The organism is Rhizobium sp. UBA1881, from assembly GCF_002338015.1.
Taxonomy (GTDB): Bacteria; Pseudomonadota; Alphaproteobacteria; order Rhizobiales; family Rhizobiaceae; genus Rhizobium.
Genome location: NZ_DDHH01000069.1, coordinates 1 through 15,557 on the forward strand (window position 1 = coordinate 1; position 15,557 = coordinate 15,557).

Sequence of the window (15,557 nt, forward strand, 5' to 3'; positions counted from 1 at the left end):
ATCAAGGCTGTACAACAAGCCTGAGGATGTCGCCGAGAACGCTTTTATGTCATAAATTCAATATGTTAACGAATGGCGCCACGCACTCCACCGTCATCCTCGGGCTCGTCCCGAGGATCTAAGCACGGTCCCGTTTGCTCGACGTGAGTGGACACTTGGCACCACACGCCCTTTGCTCTAAAGCCCTTCCAACAGAATTGGAAAAGGCAGCGCAATGGGCTTCTCGATCACCACCTGGAACATCAATTCGGTCCGGCTGCGCATGCCGATCGTCGAGCAGCTCTTCCTCAAGCATCGCCCCGATATCATCTGCCTGCAGGAAACCAAGGTGCCGAATGAGCTGTTCCCGTTGGCGCCCTTGAAGGCCATGGGCTACGAGCATGTGATCATCCATGGCCAGAAGGGCTATCATGGGGTGGCGATCGCATCGCGGTTTCCTCTGGTCGAGGATCACAGCACCGATTATTGCAAGGTCGGCGATGCCCGGCATATTTCGGCGGTGTTCGAGCGCGGCGGCAAGCGCATCCGCATCCATAATTTCTATGTGCCAGCCGGTGGCGACGAGCCGGATCGGGCGATCAATCCGAAGTTCGGCCACAAACTCGATTTCATCGAGGAGATGAAGCTCCTGAAGGCCGATGGCGAGGCCAATACTTCGGCGATCCTGGTGGGCGATCTCAATATCGCGCCGCTGGAGCACGACGTCTGGTCGCACAAGCAGCTCCTGAAGATCGTCAGCCACACGCCCGTCGAGACCGAGGGCCTGCTTGAGGTGATGAAGCGCGGCCAGTGGCTCGACCTGATGCGCCAGAATGTGCCGGACACGCAGAAGCTCTATACGTGGTGGAGCTATAGGGCCAAGGATTGGGAAGCGGCGGATCGTGGCCGGCGTCTCGACCATATCTGGTCATCACGCGATCTCGGACCGCATCTGCAGCGCATCGAGATTCTGAAAGAGGCGCGCGGCTGGGATCGGCCGTCCGACCACGTGCCGGTGACGGCGCATTTCGATCTCTAAGGGTCGTTAGGCAGGCGCCTCAGGCGAAGCGGTGAAGCTCGGCGGCGGCCTTGGCCGCCAATGCCGCGATATTGTCGCGGATGCGCTGCTGGATCAGCAAAGCCGCATCCGGATATTCCTCGATCAGCCGGTGAAACAGCGCGCGGGTAATGCGGATGATCGCCGTGTCCTCGCGGGCGATCGCCGTGAACTTGCGCTCGACGAGCGTGACCAGCGCAAGCTCCGACAAAAGCGTGCCGGACCCGACAACCGCCTGAACTTCAGGCTTGTTGTCGCGTCCGGTGTGGCTCAGTTCGACGCTGCCGCTGACGATGACGTAGGCGCTGTCGGCGGGAGAGCTTTCGCGAAAAAGCATCTGCCCGTTCGAAATCACGCGCCGATCCGCGCCGAAGGCGATCAGCCTCAGCTGATCCTCCGACATTCCGTTGAAAAGCGGAAGCTGCGCGAGCAGCTGGATATCGTCATTCAGCGCCATGATTACGGAACGATCTTGTAGCCGCCGTTTTCCGTGACCAGGATTTCGGCATTCGACGGATCGCGCTCGATCTTCTGGCGCAGGCGGTAGACGTGGGTTTCGAGCGTGTGGGTGGTGACGCCGGAATTGTAGCCCCAGACCTCCTCGAGCAGCACGTCGCGGGTCACGACCTTCTGTTCGGCGCGGTAGAGATAGCGGATGATCGCCGCTTCCTTTTCGGTGAGGCGGATCTTCTGGCCGTTCTCCGTGGTCAAAAGCTTCTGGCTCGGCTTGAAGACATAGGGCCCGACGCTGAAGGTGGCGTCCTCGCTCTGCTCGTGCTGGCGCAGCTGCACGCGAATGCGGGCAAGCAGGACCGCGAAGCGGAACGGCTTCGTCACATAGTCGTTGGCGCCGGCCTCGAGGCCGAGAATGGTATCTGAATCGGTGTCATGGCCCGTCAGCATGATGATCGGCGCCTTGAGGCCGCCCTTGCGCAGAAGCTTCACAGCCTCGCGTCCATCCATGTCGGGAAGGCCCACATCCATGATCAGGAGATCGATAGCCGTCGCGCGGGCGCGTTCGACACCCTTGGCAGCCGTGGATTCCTGGAGAACCGTGAACTCGTCATAGAGCGAGAGCTGCTCCGTGAGGGTCTCGCGGAGGTCGTCGTCATCATCCACCAACAAAATGGTGCGTGCTGTCATGCGGCTATGTCCCTCGCCATCTGGTTCACTATTCCTACGCCAACTTGAGGATGTTGGCAAAGATCAGCATACCAAGCTGTTATCGTATATGGTGCTATATGATTTCAATCATTGCCCCTGCAATTGCACAAACATGTGAGAAACATGGAAAAAACAAGGCGGAGACCGTCTTTACAACCAACGATCATCACGGTCAGACCCGCACCGGGGCAGAAAAGCCGGGCTTTGCTGCAGTTCGGCACAGTCGTGGTGCCCGCGGCGATAGGCCGTTCGGGGCGCACCACACGCAAGCGTGAGGGTGATGGGGCCACTCCGATCGCCGAAATGCGGCTGCTTTCCGGCTTCGTGCGCGGCGAAAAAACGTCCGGCTTTCGAACGCGGCTACCGATTCGCCTTATCCGCGAAGGCATGCTCTGGTGCGATCAGCCCGGCGACGCCAACTACAACAGGCTGGTGAAGACGCCATTCCGCCCGAGCCACGAAAAGATGAAGCGCGACGACGGGCTCTATGACGTCTGCCTCGTCATGGACTGGAACATCAGCTCACGCGCCCGCAATCGCGGCTCGGCGATCTTCTTCCACCTCATCCGCCCCGGCTACAAGCCGACGGAGGGCTGCATCGCCATTCGCCCGCGCGACATGAACCGCATCCTGCCTTACTTGCGCAAGGGTACCGTCGTCAGGGTTTTGTAATCTCGGGATAAGAGCAGGGGTGATATCGCGCGCCGCCTGACCTATATGCAATCCGACCGACGCCCGGGCTGAAAGGCGTTTCGGGAAATGGCGGGATACCCGCCGTTCAACACGCCCCGTTCCATTCATCGCTTTCGCGGAGTTTTATTGTGGCACAGCAATCCATCATTACGTTTCACGACGGACATTCCATTCCCCAGGTCGGTCTCGGCGTCTGGCAGACGCCCAACGACATGGCGGCACCCGCGGTGCGCGCCGCGATTGAAGCCGGCTATCGCCATGTCGATACGGCCGCGGTCTATGAAAACGAAGAGGGCGTCGGCGAGGGCATCCGCTCGTCGGGCGTCGACCGCAAGGACGTTTTCCTGACGACCAAGCTCTGGAACGCCGACCAGGGTTACGACACGACACTTAAGGCCTTCGACAAGAGCCTGAAGCGCCTCGGCACCGATTATGTCGACCTCTACCTCATCCACTGGCCAGCGCCGAACCGCGACGCCTATGTCGATACCTGGAAGGCCTTCATCAAGCTGCGCGAAGAGGGCCGCGCCAAGTCGATCGGCGTCTCGAACTTCTATCCGGAGCATCTGGAGCGGTTGATTGCTGAGACCGGCGTCGTGCCGGTCATCAACCAGATCGAGCTGCATCCCGACTTCCAGCAGAAAATCGCGCAGGAAGCGCACAAGAAGCTCAACATCGCCACGCAGTCCTGGAGCCCGCTCGGCCAGGGCAAGCTGATCGCCCATCCCGTTCTGGCGAAAATCGCTGAGAAGCACGGCAAGACGCCGGCGCAGGTGATCATCCGCTGGCACATGGATAGCGGCCTCGTCGTCATCCCGAAATCGGTGACGCCATCGCGCATCGTCGAGAACTTCCAGGTCTTCGACTTCAAGCTCGATGGCGACGACATGGCCGAGATCGCCAAGCTCGACAGCAGCTCGGCGCGCATGGGGCCGGACCCGAAGACGGCAACGTTCTAAGGATGTGAATTAGAGCCTTTCCTGGTTAGATTGAAGCATTCTGTTGGCTCAAACGGAGTCGGATGGTCGTCCGGCCGGCGCGTGTCGTAGCCAACGCATACGGCCAAGCCGGCCGGACGATCAGGCGGCCCGTTTCAGCCAACCCGAAGGGCCGGGCATCTTTCCGCCAGGATCAAAGGCGATCGGCTCGACCGTACCTAGGGGTATGCCCTTCGCCAATCGCCTTTGCCCTGACGAAAACCTGCTCCGGCAGAATGCTGCAATCTAACCAGGAAAGGCTCTAAGGGTGTGGGCCTGGAGCTTGTAGCTCTAGGCCCCGCCCTGCCAGGTCTTCACCGCCTCCAGCGGCCAGACCAGCATCAGCACGTTGAGCGTCAGGTTGTCCCGGATCATGTAGCCGGTGAAGATCTCGAAGAAGATGGCGATCGTGACCGTCAGCCAGACCGGCGCGCGCCAGGCGAAGAAGAAGCCGAGCGCCATGAACACCGTGTCCATCGCCGAGTTCAGGATGCTGTCGCCGTAATAATCGAGCGAGATGGTCGCCGTGCGGTAGCGGTCGATGATGATGGGGGAATTCTCCAAGAGCTCCCAGCCGGATTCGATCACCAGCGCCAGAAGCAGCTTCATCGCGATCGGTTTGCCGCGCAGCACCAGATGCGCCAGGCCGTAGAACAGGAACCCGTGGATGATGTGTGATGGCGTGTACCAGTCCGACATGTGCTGCGAGTTGCCGCTGGAATTGACGGTGCCCTCCCACAGCTTGACGTAACCGCAGGTGCAGATCGGCGTGCGCCCCATCAGATATTCGGCGACGATCTGGGCGACCAGCACCGCGGCGCAGGCGACGAACCAGTAGGTCTGGTGCCTGGCCCTGTCAGTCGCCTGAAGCGCCGTCACTGGCCGGCCTCGCCCTCGGGCGCGATCGTGTGCTTCATGATCAGCGGCATCTGCGCCAGCGTGAACAGGATGGTGATCGGCATGGTGCCCCAGACCTTGAAGGCCACCCAGGTATCGTCGGAGAAATTGCGCCAGACGACTTCGTTGAGCACCGCCAGGAACAGGAAGAACACGCCCCAGCGCACGGTGAGCTTGCGCCATCCTTCGGCATCGAGCTGGAAGGCGGCGTTGAAGACATAGCCGAGCAACGACTTGCCGAAGAGCAGTCCGCCGAGCAGCGTGAGGCCGAACAGCGAATTGATGATCGTCGGCTTCATCTTGATGAAGGTTTCGTCCTGCAGATAGATCGACAGCGAGCCGAAGATTAGGACGACGATGCCCGAGACAAAGGGCATGATCGGCAGATGACGAAGAACGACCTTCGAGATGACAAGCGAGATCACCGTCGCCGCCATGAACAGCGCGGTCGCGACGAAGAGCGGGCCGCCGAGCGAGGCGAGGACCGGAAACTTTTCCACCAGCCAGGGGCCGCGCAGATTGGCGAAGAAGAAGATCAGCAGCGGCCCGAGCTCCAGCGCCAGCTTTAGCATCGGGTGATGCTTGTCTGTCGCCGACGGGGTGATATCGCTCTCGGTCGTCATGAGGTCCCTAATCCGTTCCCTGGTCAGTCTTTATCGTCGGTTCTTATCGTCAGTCTCTATCCCGGACGCTTGCGCGCCCTTGCGGGCATATCTGTGGCATCAATCGTGATCGGCGGCAATGGCGGCGATTTGATCAGCCCCGCGCGTCGCCGAGACCCGCGATCGCATGGGCGAAATCCTCGGCCTCGAAGGGCTCCAGATCGTCCACGCCCTCGCCGACGCCGATGAAATAGACCGGTAGCTTGTGCTTGGCGGAGATGGCGACGAGGATGCCGCCACGCGCCGTGCCGTCGAGCTTGGTCATGATCAGGCCGTTGACGCCGGCAACGTTGCGGAAGATTTCGACCTGGCTCAGCGCATTCTGGCCGGTGGTGGCGTCGAGCGTCTGTAGCACGGTGTGCGGCGCGTCAGGGTCAAGCTTGCCAAGCACGCGCACGATCTTCTCGAGCTCGGCCATCAGCTCCGTCTTGTTCTGCAGGCGGCCGGCGGTGTCGATGATCAGCACGTCGCATTTCTTCTGCTTGGCCTGCTCGAAGGCATCATAGGCAAGCCCCGCCGCATCGGCGCCGAGCTTGGTGCCGATGAACTCGGACTTGGTGCGGTCGGCCCATATCTTCAGCTGCTCGATCGCCGCCGCGCGGAACGTATCGCCGGCCGCGACCATCACCTTCAGCCCGGCGCCGGAAAGCTTGGCGGCGAGCTTGCCAATGGTGGTGGTCTTGCCGGTGCCGTTGACGCCGACGACCAGGATGACATGCGGCTTGTGGCTGAGATCGAGCTGCAGCGGCTTGGCGACCGGCTTCAACACCTTGGTGATCTCGGCCGCCATGATGCGGCTCACATCCTCGCCCGACACGTCCTTGCCGTAGCGCTCCGACGCCAGCGTATCGGTGACGCGCAGCGCGGTCTCGACACCGAGATCGGCCTGGATCAGGAGATCCTCGAGATCCTGCAGCGTGTCGTCGTCGAGCTTGCGCTTGGTGAACAGCGCGGAGATCTGCCCCGTCAGCTGCGACGAGGTGCGGGCAAGGCCGGCGCGCAGGCGCTGGAACCAGTTCAGCTTGGCCGGGGGGACAATGGTGACGGGTTCGGGGGTCTCGGTGGCGGTGGAGAAGCCCTTGGGGAGGATGGGGGAGTCGGTCGGCGCTGGTTCGGTGGAGTCGATAGACGCGGGCTCGGAGGGTGGGATACCCCCCTCTGCCCTGCCGGGCATCTCCCCCACAGGTGGGGAGATTGGCTGGGCTTGCTCGCTCGCTTCACTCTCGACCGTTTCGTCGGTTGACGGCTGGACTTGCCCACTCTCATCAACATCAGAGGTCTGGTCGGAAGCTTCCCGCGAGTCGATCTCCCCCCTTGTGGGGGAGATGTCCGGCAGGACAGAGGGGGGTACCCCGCCCACCAACGCCTCCGAGAAAACAAGCGGGGGCCACCCATGAAAGCCTTCGCCGACCTCCTGGACCGCCTGGTCCTAACGCCATCCCGCAACGGCAAACTCAAGCTGCTGACGGACTACTTCCGCGACACGCCCGACCCCGATCGCGGCTACGGCCTCGCAGCCATCGCCGGCACGCTCGATGTGCGCAACGTCAAGCCCGCCATGCTGCGCGAACTGGCGCTGGAGCGCATTGACGACGTTCTCTTCCGCTACTCCTACGACTACGTCGGCGATCTGGCGGAGACCATCTCGCTCGTTTGGGACAATGAGCGCGACATAGAGCGCTCGGCGCTGGCGCAGCCGAGGCTCGGCGAGGTGGTGGCGCAGATGAACACGCTCGGCCGCACCGAGGTGCGCGGCTATGTTCGGGACCTGCTCGATCGCCTCGACGCCTCCGGCCGCTTCGCCTTCATCAAGCTCGCGACCGGCGCGCTGCGCATCGGCGTCTCGGCCAGGCTCGCCAAGCAGGCGCTGGCCGATCTCGGGGAACCCGATGTCACCGAGATCGAGACCTTGTGGCACGGCCTGCAGCCGCCCTATGAGAGCCTGTTTGCGTGGCTGGAGGGCAAGGGCGGCAAGCCGGTGCTGGCGACGCCGGCGATCTTCCATTCGGTGATGCTGGCCAATCCGGTGGAAGAAGGCGACCTTGCTCAGCTCGACCCGGCCGACTACGCCGCCGAGTGGAAATGGGACGGCATTCGCGTACAGCTGTCGCGCGCCGGCGATACCCGCAAGATCTACTCCCGCTCCGGCGACGACATCTCCGCCGCATTTCCCGATATCGTCCAATCCATCAGCTTCGACGGCGTCATCGACGGTGAGTTGCTGGTCGGCGGCACCGCCCGCTCCAACAGCCCGACCCGCACCTTCTCCGACTTGCAGCAGCGCCTCAACCGCAAGACCGTGACGCAGAAGATGCAGGACGATTACCCCGCCTTCATAAGGGCTTACGACCTGTTGTTCGACGGCGAAGAGGATGTGCGCGCCAAGACCTATCTCGAACGCCGCGCCCGCTTGAGCGAAATCGTCGAGCAAGCCCCACACGAACGCTTCGACCTCTCCGCGCTGGTAGATTTCTCCTCCTGGGAAGAGCTCGACGACCTGCGCTCGACCCCGCCCGATCCCGTTATCGAAGGCGTGATGATCAAGCGCCGCGACAGCGTCTACCAGGCCGGACGGCTGAAGGGGCCGTGGTTCAAGTGGAAGCGCAACCCCTATAATGTCGACGCCGTCCTGATGTACGCGCAGCGCGGCCATGGAAAGCGCTCGAGCTACTATTCCGATTTCACCTTCGGCGTCTGGGCCGAAACGCCTGATGGCGAGCAGCTGGTTCCCGTCGGCAAGGCCTATTTCGGCTTCACCGACGCCGAGCTGGAGATCCTCGACAAGTTCGTGCGCAACAACACCACCGAACGCTTCGGCCCGGTGCGCGCCGTGCGCGCCGACAAGGATTTCGGCTTCGTGGTGGAAGTCGCCTTCGAAGGCATCAACCGCTCCAACCGCCACAAGTCAGGCGTCGCCATGCGCTTCCCCCGCATCTCGCGCCTGAGGCAGGACAAGCCGTCCTACGAGGCCGACCGGCTGACGACGCTGGTGGCGATGATTGATGCGAAGGCGGGGTAGGGGCTGCAACCAAAGGAGAACTGGATCGCCGGTGTTTCCGGCGATAAATCTTCGCGAGACGATCACCATTATAAAACACTCAGGGTTCCCGACGCCGCCGTTGCTTCGGCCCCGAGAGAACATATCTTGATTTTATATCTTTAAGTATATATTTTCTGAGGTGACTTCATGGCGTATCGCGTGCAGTTCCATCCGAATTTCGTGCCCGAATGGAAAAGTCTGGAAATGGGTTTGAAAGAGCTCGTCGGCGAAGTCCTTGACCATCTGGAAGACGACGGACCCTTCGTTGGCCGTCCGGAAGTGGATACGCTCTCCGGTTCCAGTTATGCCAATATGAAGGAAATACGAGTGAAGTTCGGGAAACAGCTATGGCGTTTCGCCTTCGCGTTCGACCCGGCTCAGAATGCGATTGTTCTCTGTGGCGGGGACAAGCAGGGGGTGAACCAGGTTTTCTTTTACAAGCAGTTGATCAAGAAGGCCGACTTGCGGTTCGACGCGTGGCTGAAGGAGAAAAGACATGAGCACTGAGTGGAAGACGCTGCGCGCCGAACTCCCCGAAGATGTTCGCGAGCGCCTCGATGAGAAGCGCCGGGAGCGACGCCTCGGTAAGGCCTTGGCGGAGGTGCGCAAGGCGATGGGCGCCACGCAGCAGGAGGTCGCCGCAAGTGCCGGCATGACGCAAAATACCGTGTCGAAGATCGAGAGCGCCGACGACGTGCTCTTGTCATCCATTGTGCGTTACATGCATTCGATCGGCGGTGGCGTCGAGATCGTCTTGAAGACCCCGGATGGCAAGTCGAAGCGCGTCGATTTTGATCCCGAAATTGATATCAGGCAGCCGGCATAGCGGTGTTTCCGCACTCCCAAATCCCTCATCTCGCATTTTCCTGATGCAAAATACATCCGACTGTGCATCCTCAACTGAATGTGTCTTGGCGTCGGCGCGCCGAGGGTGCAAGCATCTATCATGCCGGGGAAGACGGAAGAGTGAGATGACATCAGACAACGACCATTCCTTTTCGCGCCAGCGCCGCCTGCTTCTGACTGGGCTTGCCGGCGCTCTTGTTCTTCCGGCTCTTCCAGGTGTCGCCAATGCCTTTGACGTTCCCCCCGAGCCGCGGCTGATCACCCGCGATTACGCCAAGGTGCGCAAGCGCTTCCGCACACGGCTGCTCGAAAAGGGCCCGGCGCCCGACAAGTACGAGCCGCTCGATGCGCCCGCCAATGCCGAGAAGATCTTCTATCGCTCGGGCTATGGCGGCGAGCTGGAGCTCACCGCCTGGGTGTCGAAATACAAGCGCGAGCGCAAGGCCAAACCCGGCATTCTCTTCCTGCATGGCGGCAATGCCATGGGCGTCGGCCATTGGAACTTGATGGGCCCCTATATCGATGCCGGCTTCGTGGTGCTGATGCCCTCGGTGCGCGGCGAAAATGGCCAGGCGGGTAATTTCTCGGGCTTCTATGACGAGGTGGACGATGTGCTGTCTGCCGCCGACCGTCTGGCGCATCTGCCGGGTGTCGATGCTAACCGCCTCTTCGTCGCCGGCCACAGCATCGGCGGCACGCTCACCATGCTCGCTTCGATGTCGACCCACAAGTTCCGCGCGGCCGCCCCGATCTCCGGCAATCCCGACGCCTTCCGCTTCTTCAATCGTTATCCTCAGGACATCCGCTTCGACGACGACAATACCCACGAGTTCGAGGTGCGCACGGCGCTGTGCTACGCCCAGAGCTTCAAGTGCCCGGTGCGCGTCGTCCACGGCACCGACGAATCGCATTTCAACGACCGCGCCGGTCTGCTCGCCAGCCGCGCCCGCTCCGGCGGCGTTCGCATCGAGACGGATACGGCCAAGGGTGGCCACACATCCGCCTTGCCCGAGGAAATCGAGCAGAGCATCCGCTTCTTCCACGGCGTGGCGGCTTAATCAGTCGCGTTAGGGCGCTGGCTGGCCGTCATCGCCAGCTTCGCGCCAGCCGCGCATGCCATCCTCGCGGCAGCTATAAATATCGCTGATATCGATGAGGGTGGTTTCATGAAGGGTCTAAGCCGGTTGTCGGCCATGTCGGGGCTTGTGTTGGCGGCCCTGTCGCTTGGCGGCTGCAACATTCTCGTGCCCGATACCGGTGCCACCGATCCGGCCCGTTTCGTGCAGGAAACCTATCCTGTCTTCTACAAGCCGCCGGGCATCGATCCCGATCGCGTCCGCCCGGTCAATGCGCCGATCCCGCAGCGCCCCGGCGTTCCCGCGACGATCTACAACCAGACCTATGGCATCCCAGGCGCCACCCAGATGCGCACCTACGGCATGCCGTTGATCAACCCCCTCAGCGCCGCGATGTATGGAGAGGTGAGGGACAACGACTTCACGCTGCCTGCCATTCCCGTCAGCCGCGTCGATCCTGTATATATGCGCCAGGAGGTCGATTACCCCTCGACCGAAAAGCCGGGCACCATCGTCGTCAACACCAAGACCAAGCACCTCTATTTCATCGAGCCCAATGGCAAGGCCATGCGCTATGGCGTCGGCCTCGGTCGCGAAGGTTATGCCTGGTCCGGCCGCGGCGTCATCCAGTGGAAGCAGAAATGGCCGCGCTGGACGCCGCCCGATGAGATGGTCAAGCGCCAGCCCGATGTTCGCTCGTTTTCGGCGGCAAACGGCGGCATGAATCCCGGCCTTGGAAATCCGCTCGGCGCCCGCGCCATGTATATCTTCAAGAACGGCGAGGATACGCTCTACCGAATCCACGGAACGCCCGATTGGGAGTCGATCGGTAAGTCCACGTCGTCGGGCTGCGTACGCATGATGAACCAGGACGTCATCGATCTCTACGACCGCGTTTCGGCGAAGTCCGAGATCGTGGTGATGTAGCCGCGCAACAGGCGGCGTGAGAACGTCGCCACAAGCGGGCACACGTCTTCGTGAGGTTCTGGTTTATTTAGCATAACGGGATAGTTTCCTTGAATTGTGACTAGCGTTGAACAACCCTCCAGGAAACGACGTTCGCCGTTTCCGCGCTTAAGGAAAATTGACCCTCGTTATGAGCTTTGACAAATCCATATCCCGCCGCAACTTTCTATCGCTTTCAGCGGTAACCGCGGCATCGGCGCTGGCAGGGTGTGCCTCCACTTCGGGCACGAGCCCGTCGTACGGCCAGCCAATGGCATTCCCGAATCCGATCCGTGCCTTCCAGACGACGCCGGCGCCCACCGATGCCGAGCTCGCTGTCATGTACGGCCCGGTCGAGGATGGCGGCTTCCTCATTCCGCCGGTTCCCTACCAGCAGATCGATCCGCGCTACTATCGCCAGCAGGTCATCGATCCGACCGGCGAGCGCCCCGGCACCATCGTCGTCGATACCCCCTCGCGCTTCCTCTATCTCGTCCAGCCGGGCGGGACCGCGATGCGCTACGGCGTCGGCATCGGCCGCGAGGGCTTCGCCTGGCAGGGCGACGGCGTCATCCAGTGGCGTCAGAAGTGGCCGCGCTGGAAGCCACCGAATGAGATGGTCGCCCGTCAGCCGGAACTCGTGAAGTATTCGATCGAGAACGGCGGCATGGAGCCGGGCCTGAAGAACCCGCTCGGCGCCCGCGCGCTCTACATCTTCTCCGGTGGCCAGGACACGCTCTACCGCCTGCACGGCAATCCGGACTGGCGCTCGATCGGCAAGGCCGTATCGTCGGGCTGCGTGCGCCTGCTGAACCAGGACATCATCGACCTCTACGACCGCGTGCCGACCAAGGCACCGATCGTCGTCAAGCAGTAAGCTATGTCTTCGTCTCTCCCCGATCAGGGGAGAGACTTTTCCCGCCGGCCCCAAAGCTCCTCGGCTGAGCGATGCAAGCGCTCCTCATCCCCAGAATGCCGATTTCGCCGCTTCCGTCATCGCGTCGGCGCGCGACACGCCGATATCCTTGAGCTCGTCATCGGTCAGCTCGCTGAGCTCCGCCCGTCCGCGTCGTTTCCGGCAGCGTGTCTCGATGCTCTCGATGAGGTTTCGCGCCGCCTCTGCAAGCGTTGCCAGCAGTGCCGGCACGCGCGGTTGGCTTGATCTTTCGTCCGATGTGTCGGTCGCCATCTCTTTTGTCTCCTTCTTGGCTGTCCCGACAATGCGCTGGATATATCCTGCAATGAAGCTTATGCATCTTATGCAAATCATAAGAGAAACTTCGCATGGCATTCGGCTTCGATCAGCTGCAGACCTTCATTCACATCGCCGAACTCGGAAGCTTCACTGCCGCCGCCGACAAGGCGGGCGTGACCCAGCCAGCGGTCAGCCTGCAGATCAAGCTCCTGGAACAGCGCCTCGGCGTGCGGCTGATAGAGCGCGTCGGACGCCGCGCGCAGCCGACGGCGGCCGGTCTCGAATTTCTCGATCACGCGCGGCGGATCATGCGGGAACTCGCCGATGCCGAGGAGGCGATGACGCCGCACAGGAATGGCGAGAGCGGCCGCGTGCGCATCGGCAGCGGCGCCACCGCCTCCATCCACCTGCTGCCGCTGGCAATCTCGCGCGCCAGGAAGAAGATGCCCGGGCTCGAAATCACCGTCCGCATCGGCAACACCGACGACATCCTGCGTGATCTCGAGACCAATGCGCTCGATGTCGCGGTCGTTACGCTGCCGGCGCCCGGCCGGTCCTTCGAGGTCGAGGCCTTCTATGACGACGAGCTGATGGTGGTCGCGCCGCGCGGCTCGGCCATCCCGGATGGCGGCCCGGACGCGGCCTTCGTCAACACCAAGCCGCTGCTGCTCTATGATGGCGGCAACACGAGGCGGACCATCGATGAATGGATGGGGCAGGCCGGTCTGGTCGCTCGCCCTGTCATGCAGTTCGGCAGCGTCGAGGCCATCAAGGAGCTGGTGGCGGCAGGCCTCGGCTGGTCGATCCTGCCTGGATTGGCGCTGAAGCGCGACCGCGCCGGCTTCCTCGAAACCGCACCGGTCAGCCCGCCGCTGGTGCGCAAGCTAGGAATGGTCGTGCGCCGCGACAAGCATCTGAGCCGGGGTCTGCGGGAGATGATGAAGTCACTGCGCGAGGCTGGGTCGTAAAACCACGATCTCCGGAAGCGGCAAGCCTCTATGCCGTCGGCTCCGCGATCCCGTGGATCTGGCGGATCTCGGCGGCGACGAGCTCCTGCAGGCGCCAGAGATTGCGGTCGTGAATGCCGAAATTCTCCAGATGCGTGACGGTGTTGTAGAGATATTCGGCGCAGGAGCCGACATAGCCGCAGGCGCGCGCAAGCGTCGCCGCCACCAGGGGCAGGGGCTGCTTGCGGTAGATGCGGTTACCCGTCGGCCCGATCCAGAAGCCCAGCGCCCGGGCCCGGCCCTTAGGCGTCTTCACCGGCAGCCACCTTATCGTGTCGATATGCTCGCGTTCGCTGATCTCGCGGCGCAGCAGCCGGGAAATCTGCGCGGCCCGGTCTCCCTGTGGCAGCTGGTACATCATGCCGTCGCATTGTCCGCCGCGATCGAGCGCCATCATCAGCCCGGCCTGCTCTGGCGAGCCGCGCCAGTTCCTGATCTCCAGACAGAAGGAGCGATGCCAGCCGAGAGCCGTCGCGCGGCTCTGGTCGACGAACTCGAATTCCGGTTTCCAGATCAGCGAGCCGTAGGCGAAGACCCACAGCGGCTCGTCGCCGCTCTCTTCCGTCAGCCGCGCGGTGAGCGACGCGAAATCGTCGTCCGTCAGTGTCGTCAGGCGCGGGTCAGGGCCGGGGTCCACCTCTTCGCGATAGCAGAGTTGGACAAGATCGGGTGTGAGGCACATGGTGCGTGGTTTGGGCATGACATCTCGCAATTCCTCCCGACTGAACTGCGCGAACAGGCGTCGCGGCTATAAAATTCGCAAACTATCCCTTGAAGTCAACCCGTCTGTCGGCCCGGGTGATGGAATGGGCGGGCTTACCGCGTCTCGGTGAGATTGCCGCGCAGGCCGTGCAGCTTCTCGCGGATGTCGACCATCTCTTCGAGCGTGCAGCCGATCGCCTTGCCGATCTCGCCCATGATGCCGTCCACCTGCGAGCGCATCGCGTCGCCCTTAGATGTCAGCGTCACGATCACCTGCCGCTCGTCCTTGGGATCGCGGGTGCGCACGATGAGCCCGCTCTGCTCGAGGCGCTTCAACAGCGGTGACAGCGTGCCCGAATCGAGATCGAGCTGCTCGCCGATCGTCTTCACCGGCAGCGCCGAATTCTCCCACAAAACGAGCATGACGAGATATTGCGGATAGGTGAGGCCCACCTTGTCGAGGATCGGCTTGTAGGCGCGCGTGAAGGCATGCGCCGTCGAATAGACCGCGAAACAGAGCTGTCGCTCCAGCCGCTTTTCCTCTTCCGGAATTTTCATCGTCTTTGTCGTCTGCGCTTTCGTCATCGTGCTTCCCCGGCGTTTGCATTGTCGTCTTTTCGGATTCCGAATGCAATTTGCAAAATTCACTTGCGTACAATTTAATTGCGCGATATACAAAATCCAGCCCCAACGAAGGAGCCAATGAAGGAGACTGACATGCCGATCCTCTACACAACCAAAGCTTCCGCCACCGGTGGCCGCGCAGGCCGCGCCGTTTCCGAAAACGGCGTTCTCGATGTTACGCTGACGGTTCCGAAGGAACTTGGCGGCGACGGCGCCACCGGCACCAATCCGGAACAGCTCTTCGCGGCCGGCTACTCGGCCTGCTTCCTCGGTGCCCTGAAATTTGTCGCGGGCCAGCAGAAGGTCAAGATTCCCGAAGACACGACCGTCTCGGCCACCGTCGGCATCGGCCCGCGTGAAGATGGCGGCGGCTTCGGCATCGAAGTGGCGCTGACGGTCCATATCCCGGGCCTCGACAAGCCGACCGCTGAAAAGCTGGCCGCTGCCGCCCACATCGTATGCCCCTACAGCCACGCCATGCGCACCTCCACGGAAGTGCCTGTCACCGTCGCCTGATCAGGCCGGACCTGATACCGACTGCCAAAGCGTCGTGCTTTTCGGAGCGCGGCGCTTTTTGCTGTCTAGAAGCGCGCGATTCAGTGTACGCGGATTTTGAACATGTTCTAATATTCTGTTAAAGAATACTCACCATCTCATCATACCAGTTGACGAGTGGCTGGTAATTTGAAAGAA

18 protein-coding genes and 1 pseudogene are annotated in these 15,557 nt (G+C 61.9%); 11 read left to right on the plus strand and 8 right to left on the minus strand.

Annotation, left to right across the window (positions count from 1 at the left end; translation table 11 throughout):
• Positions 1-214: 214 nt before the first annotated feature.
• A complete protein-coding gene (locus B3605_RS07765) occupies positions 215-1,018 on the plus strand; it encodes an exodeoxyribonuclease III (protein WP_112946113.1) in 804 nt (267 codons plus the stop codon).
• Positions 1,019-1,037: 19 nt separating this feature from the next.
• Here the strand turns inward: B3605_RS07765 and B3605_RS07770 are convergent, their stop codons facing one another.
• Together B3605_RS07770 and B3605_RS07775 are read right to left on the minus strand one after the other, a co-directional pair.
• The gene (locus B3605_RS07770) at positions 1,038-1,493 is read right to left on the minus strand and encodes a cyclic nucleotide-binding domain-containing protein (RefSeq protein WP_018901914.1); all 456 of its coding nucleotides are present in this window, start codon (positions 1,491-1,493) and stop codon (positions 1,038-1,040) included.
• 2 nt (positions 1,494-1,495) lie between these two features.
• Positions 1,496-2,179, minus strand: a complete 684-nt coding sequence (locus B3605_RS07775; protein ID WP_018901915.1) for a response regulator transcription factor — start codon at positions 2,177-2,179, stop codon at positions 1,496-1,498.
• Between the two features lie 144 nt (positions 2,180-2,323).
• Here B3605_RS07775 and B3605_RS07780 point away from each other — a divergent pair, with 144 nt between their 5' ends.
• Both B3605_RS07780 and B3605_RS07785 read left to right on the plus strand, forming a co-directional pair.
• Positions 2,324-2,872 (plus strand): L,D-transpeptidase family protein, encoded by a 549-nt coding sequence (locus B3605_RS07780; protein WP_112946114.1) that lies wholly within the window; start codon positions 2,324-2,326, stop codon positions 2,870-2,872.
• A gap of 149 nt (positions 2,873-3,021) precedes the next feature.
• Complete coding sequence (locus B3605_RS07785; RefSeq protein WP_112946115.1) at positions 3,022-3,852, plus strand: aldo/keto reductase; 831 nt, start codon at positions 3,022-3,024, stop codon at positions 3,850-3,852.
• Between the two features lie 309 nt (positions 3,853-4,161).
• Here the strand turns inward: B3605_RS07785 and B3605_RS07790 are convergent, their stop codons facing one another.
• From B3605_RS07790 to ftsY, 3 genes and pseudogenes are all read right to left on the minus strand, one after another.
• Positions 4,162-4,749, minus strand: a complete 588-nt coding sequence (locus B3605_RS07790; protein ID WP_112946116.1) for a DUF2585 domain-containing protein — start codon at positions 4,747-4,749, stop codon at positions 4,162-4,164.
• Positions 4,746-5,390, minus strand: coding sequence for a septation protein A (locus B3605_RS07795; protein WP_112946117.1), 645 nt, complete (start codon positions 5,388-5,390; stop codon positions 4,746-4,748). The genes B3605_RS07790 and B3605_RS07795 overlap by 4 nt, the downstream gene beginning before the upstream one ends.
• 133 nt (positions 5,391-5,523) lie before the next feature.
• Positions 5,524-6,633 (minus strand): annotated as a pseudogene (gene ftsY / locus B3605_RS07800) (signal recognition particle-docking protein FtsY); the annotation flags it as partial.
• 189 nt (positions 6,634-6,822) lie between these two features.
• Here ftsY and B3605_RS07805 point away from each other — a divergent pair.
• The 6 genes from B3605_RS07805 (at position 6,823) to B3605_RS07830 (ending at position 12,213) form a co-directional block, all read left to right on the plus strand.
• On the plus strand, positions 6,823-8,448 hold the full coding sequence (locus B3605_RS07805) for a cisplatin damage response ATP-dependent DNA ligase (protein WP_112973507.1): 1,626 nt from the start codon (positions 6,823-6,825) through the stop codon (positions 8,446-8,448).
• Positions 8,449-8,616: 168 nt separating this feature from the next.
• Positions 8,617-8,976, plus strand: coding sequence for a type II toxin-antitoxin system RelE/ParE family toxin (locus B3605_RS07810; RefSeq protein WP_112944459.1), 360 nt, complete (start codon positions 8,617-8,619; stop codon positions 8,974-8,976).
• Positions 8,966-9,295 (plus strand): helix-turn-helix domain-containing protein, encoded by a 330-nt coding sequence (locus B3605_RS07815; RefSeq protein ID WP_112944458.1) that lies wholly within the window; start codon positions 8,966-8,968, stop codon positions 9,293-9,295. Before B3605_RS07810 ends, B3605_RS07815 begins: the two co-directional genes overlap by 11 nt.
• 145 nt (positions 9,296-9,440) lie before the next feature.
• Positions 9,441-10,373, plus strand: a complete 933-nt coding sequence (locus B3605_RS07820; RefSeq protein WP_112944457.1) for an alpha/beta hydrolase family protein — start codon at positions 9,441-9,443, stop codon at positions 10,371-10,373.
• A 108-nt stretch (positions 10,374-10,481) separates the two neighbouring features.
• Positions 10,482-11,318: a L,D-transpeptidase gene (locus B3605_RS07825; protein WP_112944456.1), complete on the plus strand. Its 837-nt coding sequence runs from the start codon at positions 10,482-10,484 to the stop codon at positions 11,316-11,318.
• Between the two features lie 169 nt (positions 11,319-11,487).
• Positions 11,488-12,213 (plus strand): L,D-transpeptidase family protein, encoded by a 726-nt coding sequence (locus tag B3605_RS07830; protein WP_111564405.1) that lies wholly within the window; start codon positions 11,488-11,490, stop codon positions 12,211-12,213.
• An 84-nt stretch (positions 12,214-12,297) separates the two neighbouring features.
• Here the strand turns inward: B3605_RS07830 and B3605_RS07835 are convergent, their stop codons facing one another.
• Positions 12,298-12,525, minus strand: coding sequence for a DUF1127 domain-containing protein (locus B3605_RS07835; RefSeq protein ID WP_112944455.1), 228 nt, complete (start codon positions 12,523-12,525; stop codon positions 12,298-12,300).
• 95 nt (positions 12,526-12,620) lie between these two features.
• Between B3605_RS07835 and B3605_RS07840 the strand changes: the two genes are divergently transcribed.
• Positions 12,621-13,499: a LysR family transcriptional regulator gene (locus B3605_RS07840; protein ID WP_112944454.1), complete on the plus strand. Its 879-nt coding sequence runs from the start codon at positions 12,621-12,623 to the stop codon at positions 13,497-13,499.
• A 28-nt stretch (positions 13,500-13,527) separates the two neighbouring features.
• Here B3605_RS07840 and B3605_RS07845 read toward each other — a convergent pair whose 3' ends face one another.
• Together B3605_RS07845 and B3605_RS07850 are read right to left on the minus strand one after the other, a co-directional pair.
• Positions 13,528-14,238 (minus strand): gamma-glutamylcyclotransferase, encoded by a 711-nt coding sequence (locus tag B3605_RS07845; protein ID WP_296433493.1) that lies wholly within the window; start codon positions 14,236-14,238, stop codon positions 13,528-13,530.
• 116 nt (positions 14,239-14,354) lie between these two features.
• Positions 14,355-14,825: a MarR family winged helix-turn-helix transcriptional regulator gene (locus B3605_RS07850; RefSeq protein WP_112944452.1), complete on the minus strand. Its 471-nt coding sequence runs from the start codon at positions 14,823-14,825 to the stop codon at positions 14,355-14,357.
• A gap of 132 nt (positions 14,826-14,957) precedes the next feature.
• Between B3605_RS07850 and B3605_RS07855 the strand changes: the two genes are divergently transcribed.
• Positions 14,958-15,380: an organic hydroperoxide resistance protein gene (locus B3605_RS07855; RefSeq protein ID WP_112944451.1), complete on the plus strand. Its 423-nt coding sequence runs from the start codon at positions 14,958-14,960 to the stop codon at positions 15,378-15,380.
• Positions 15,381-15,557 lie beyond the last annotated feature (177 nt).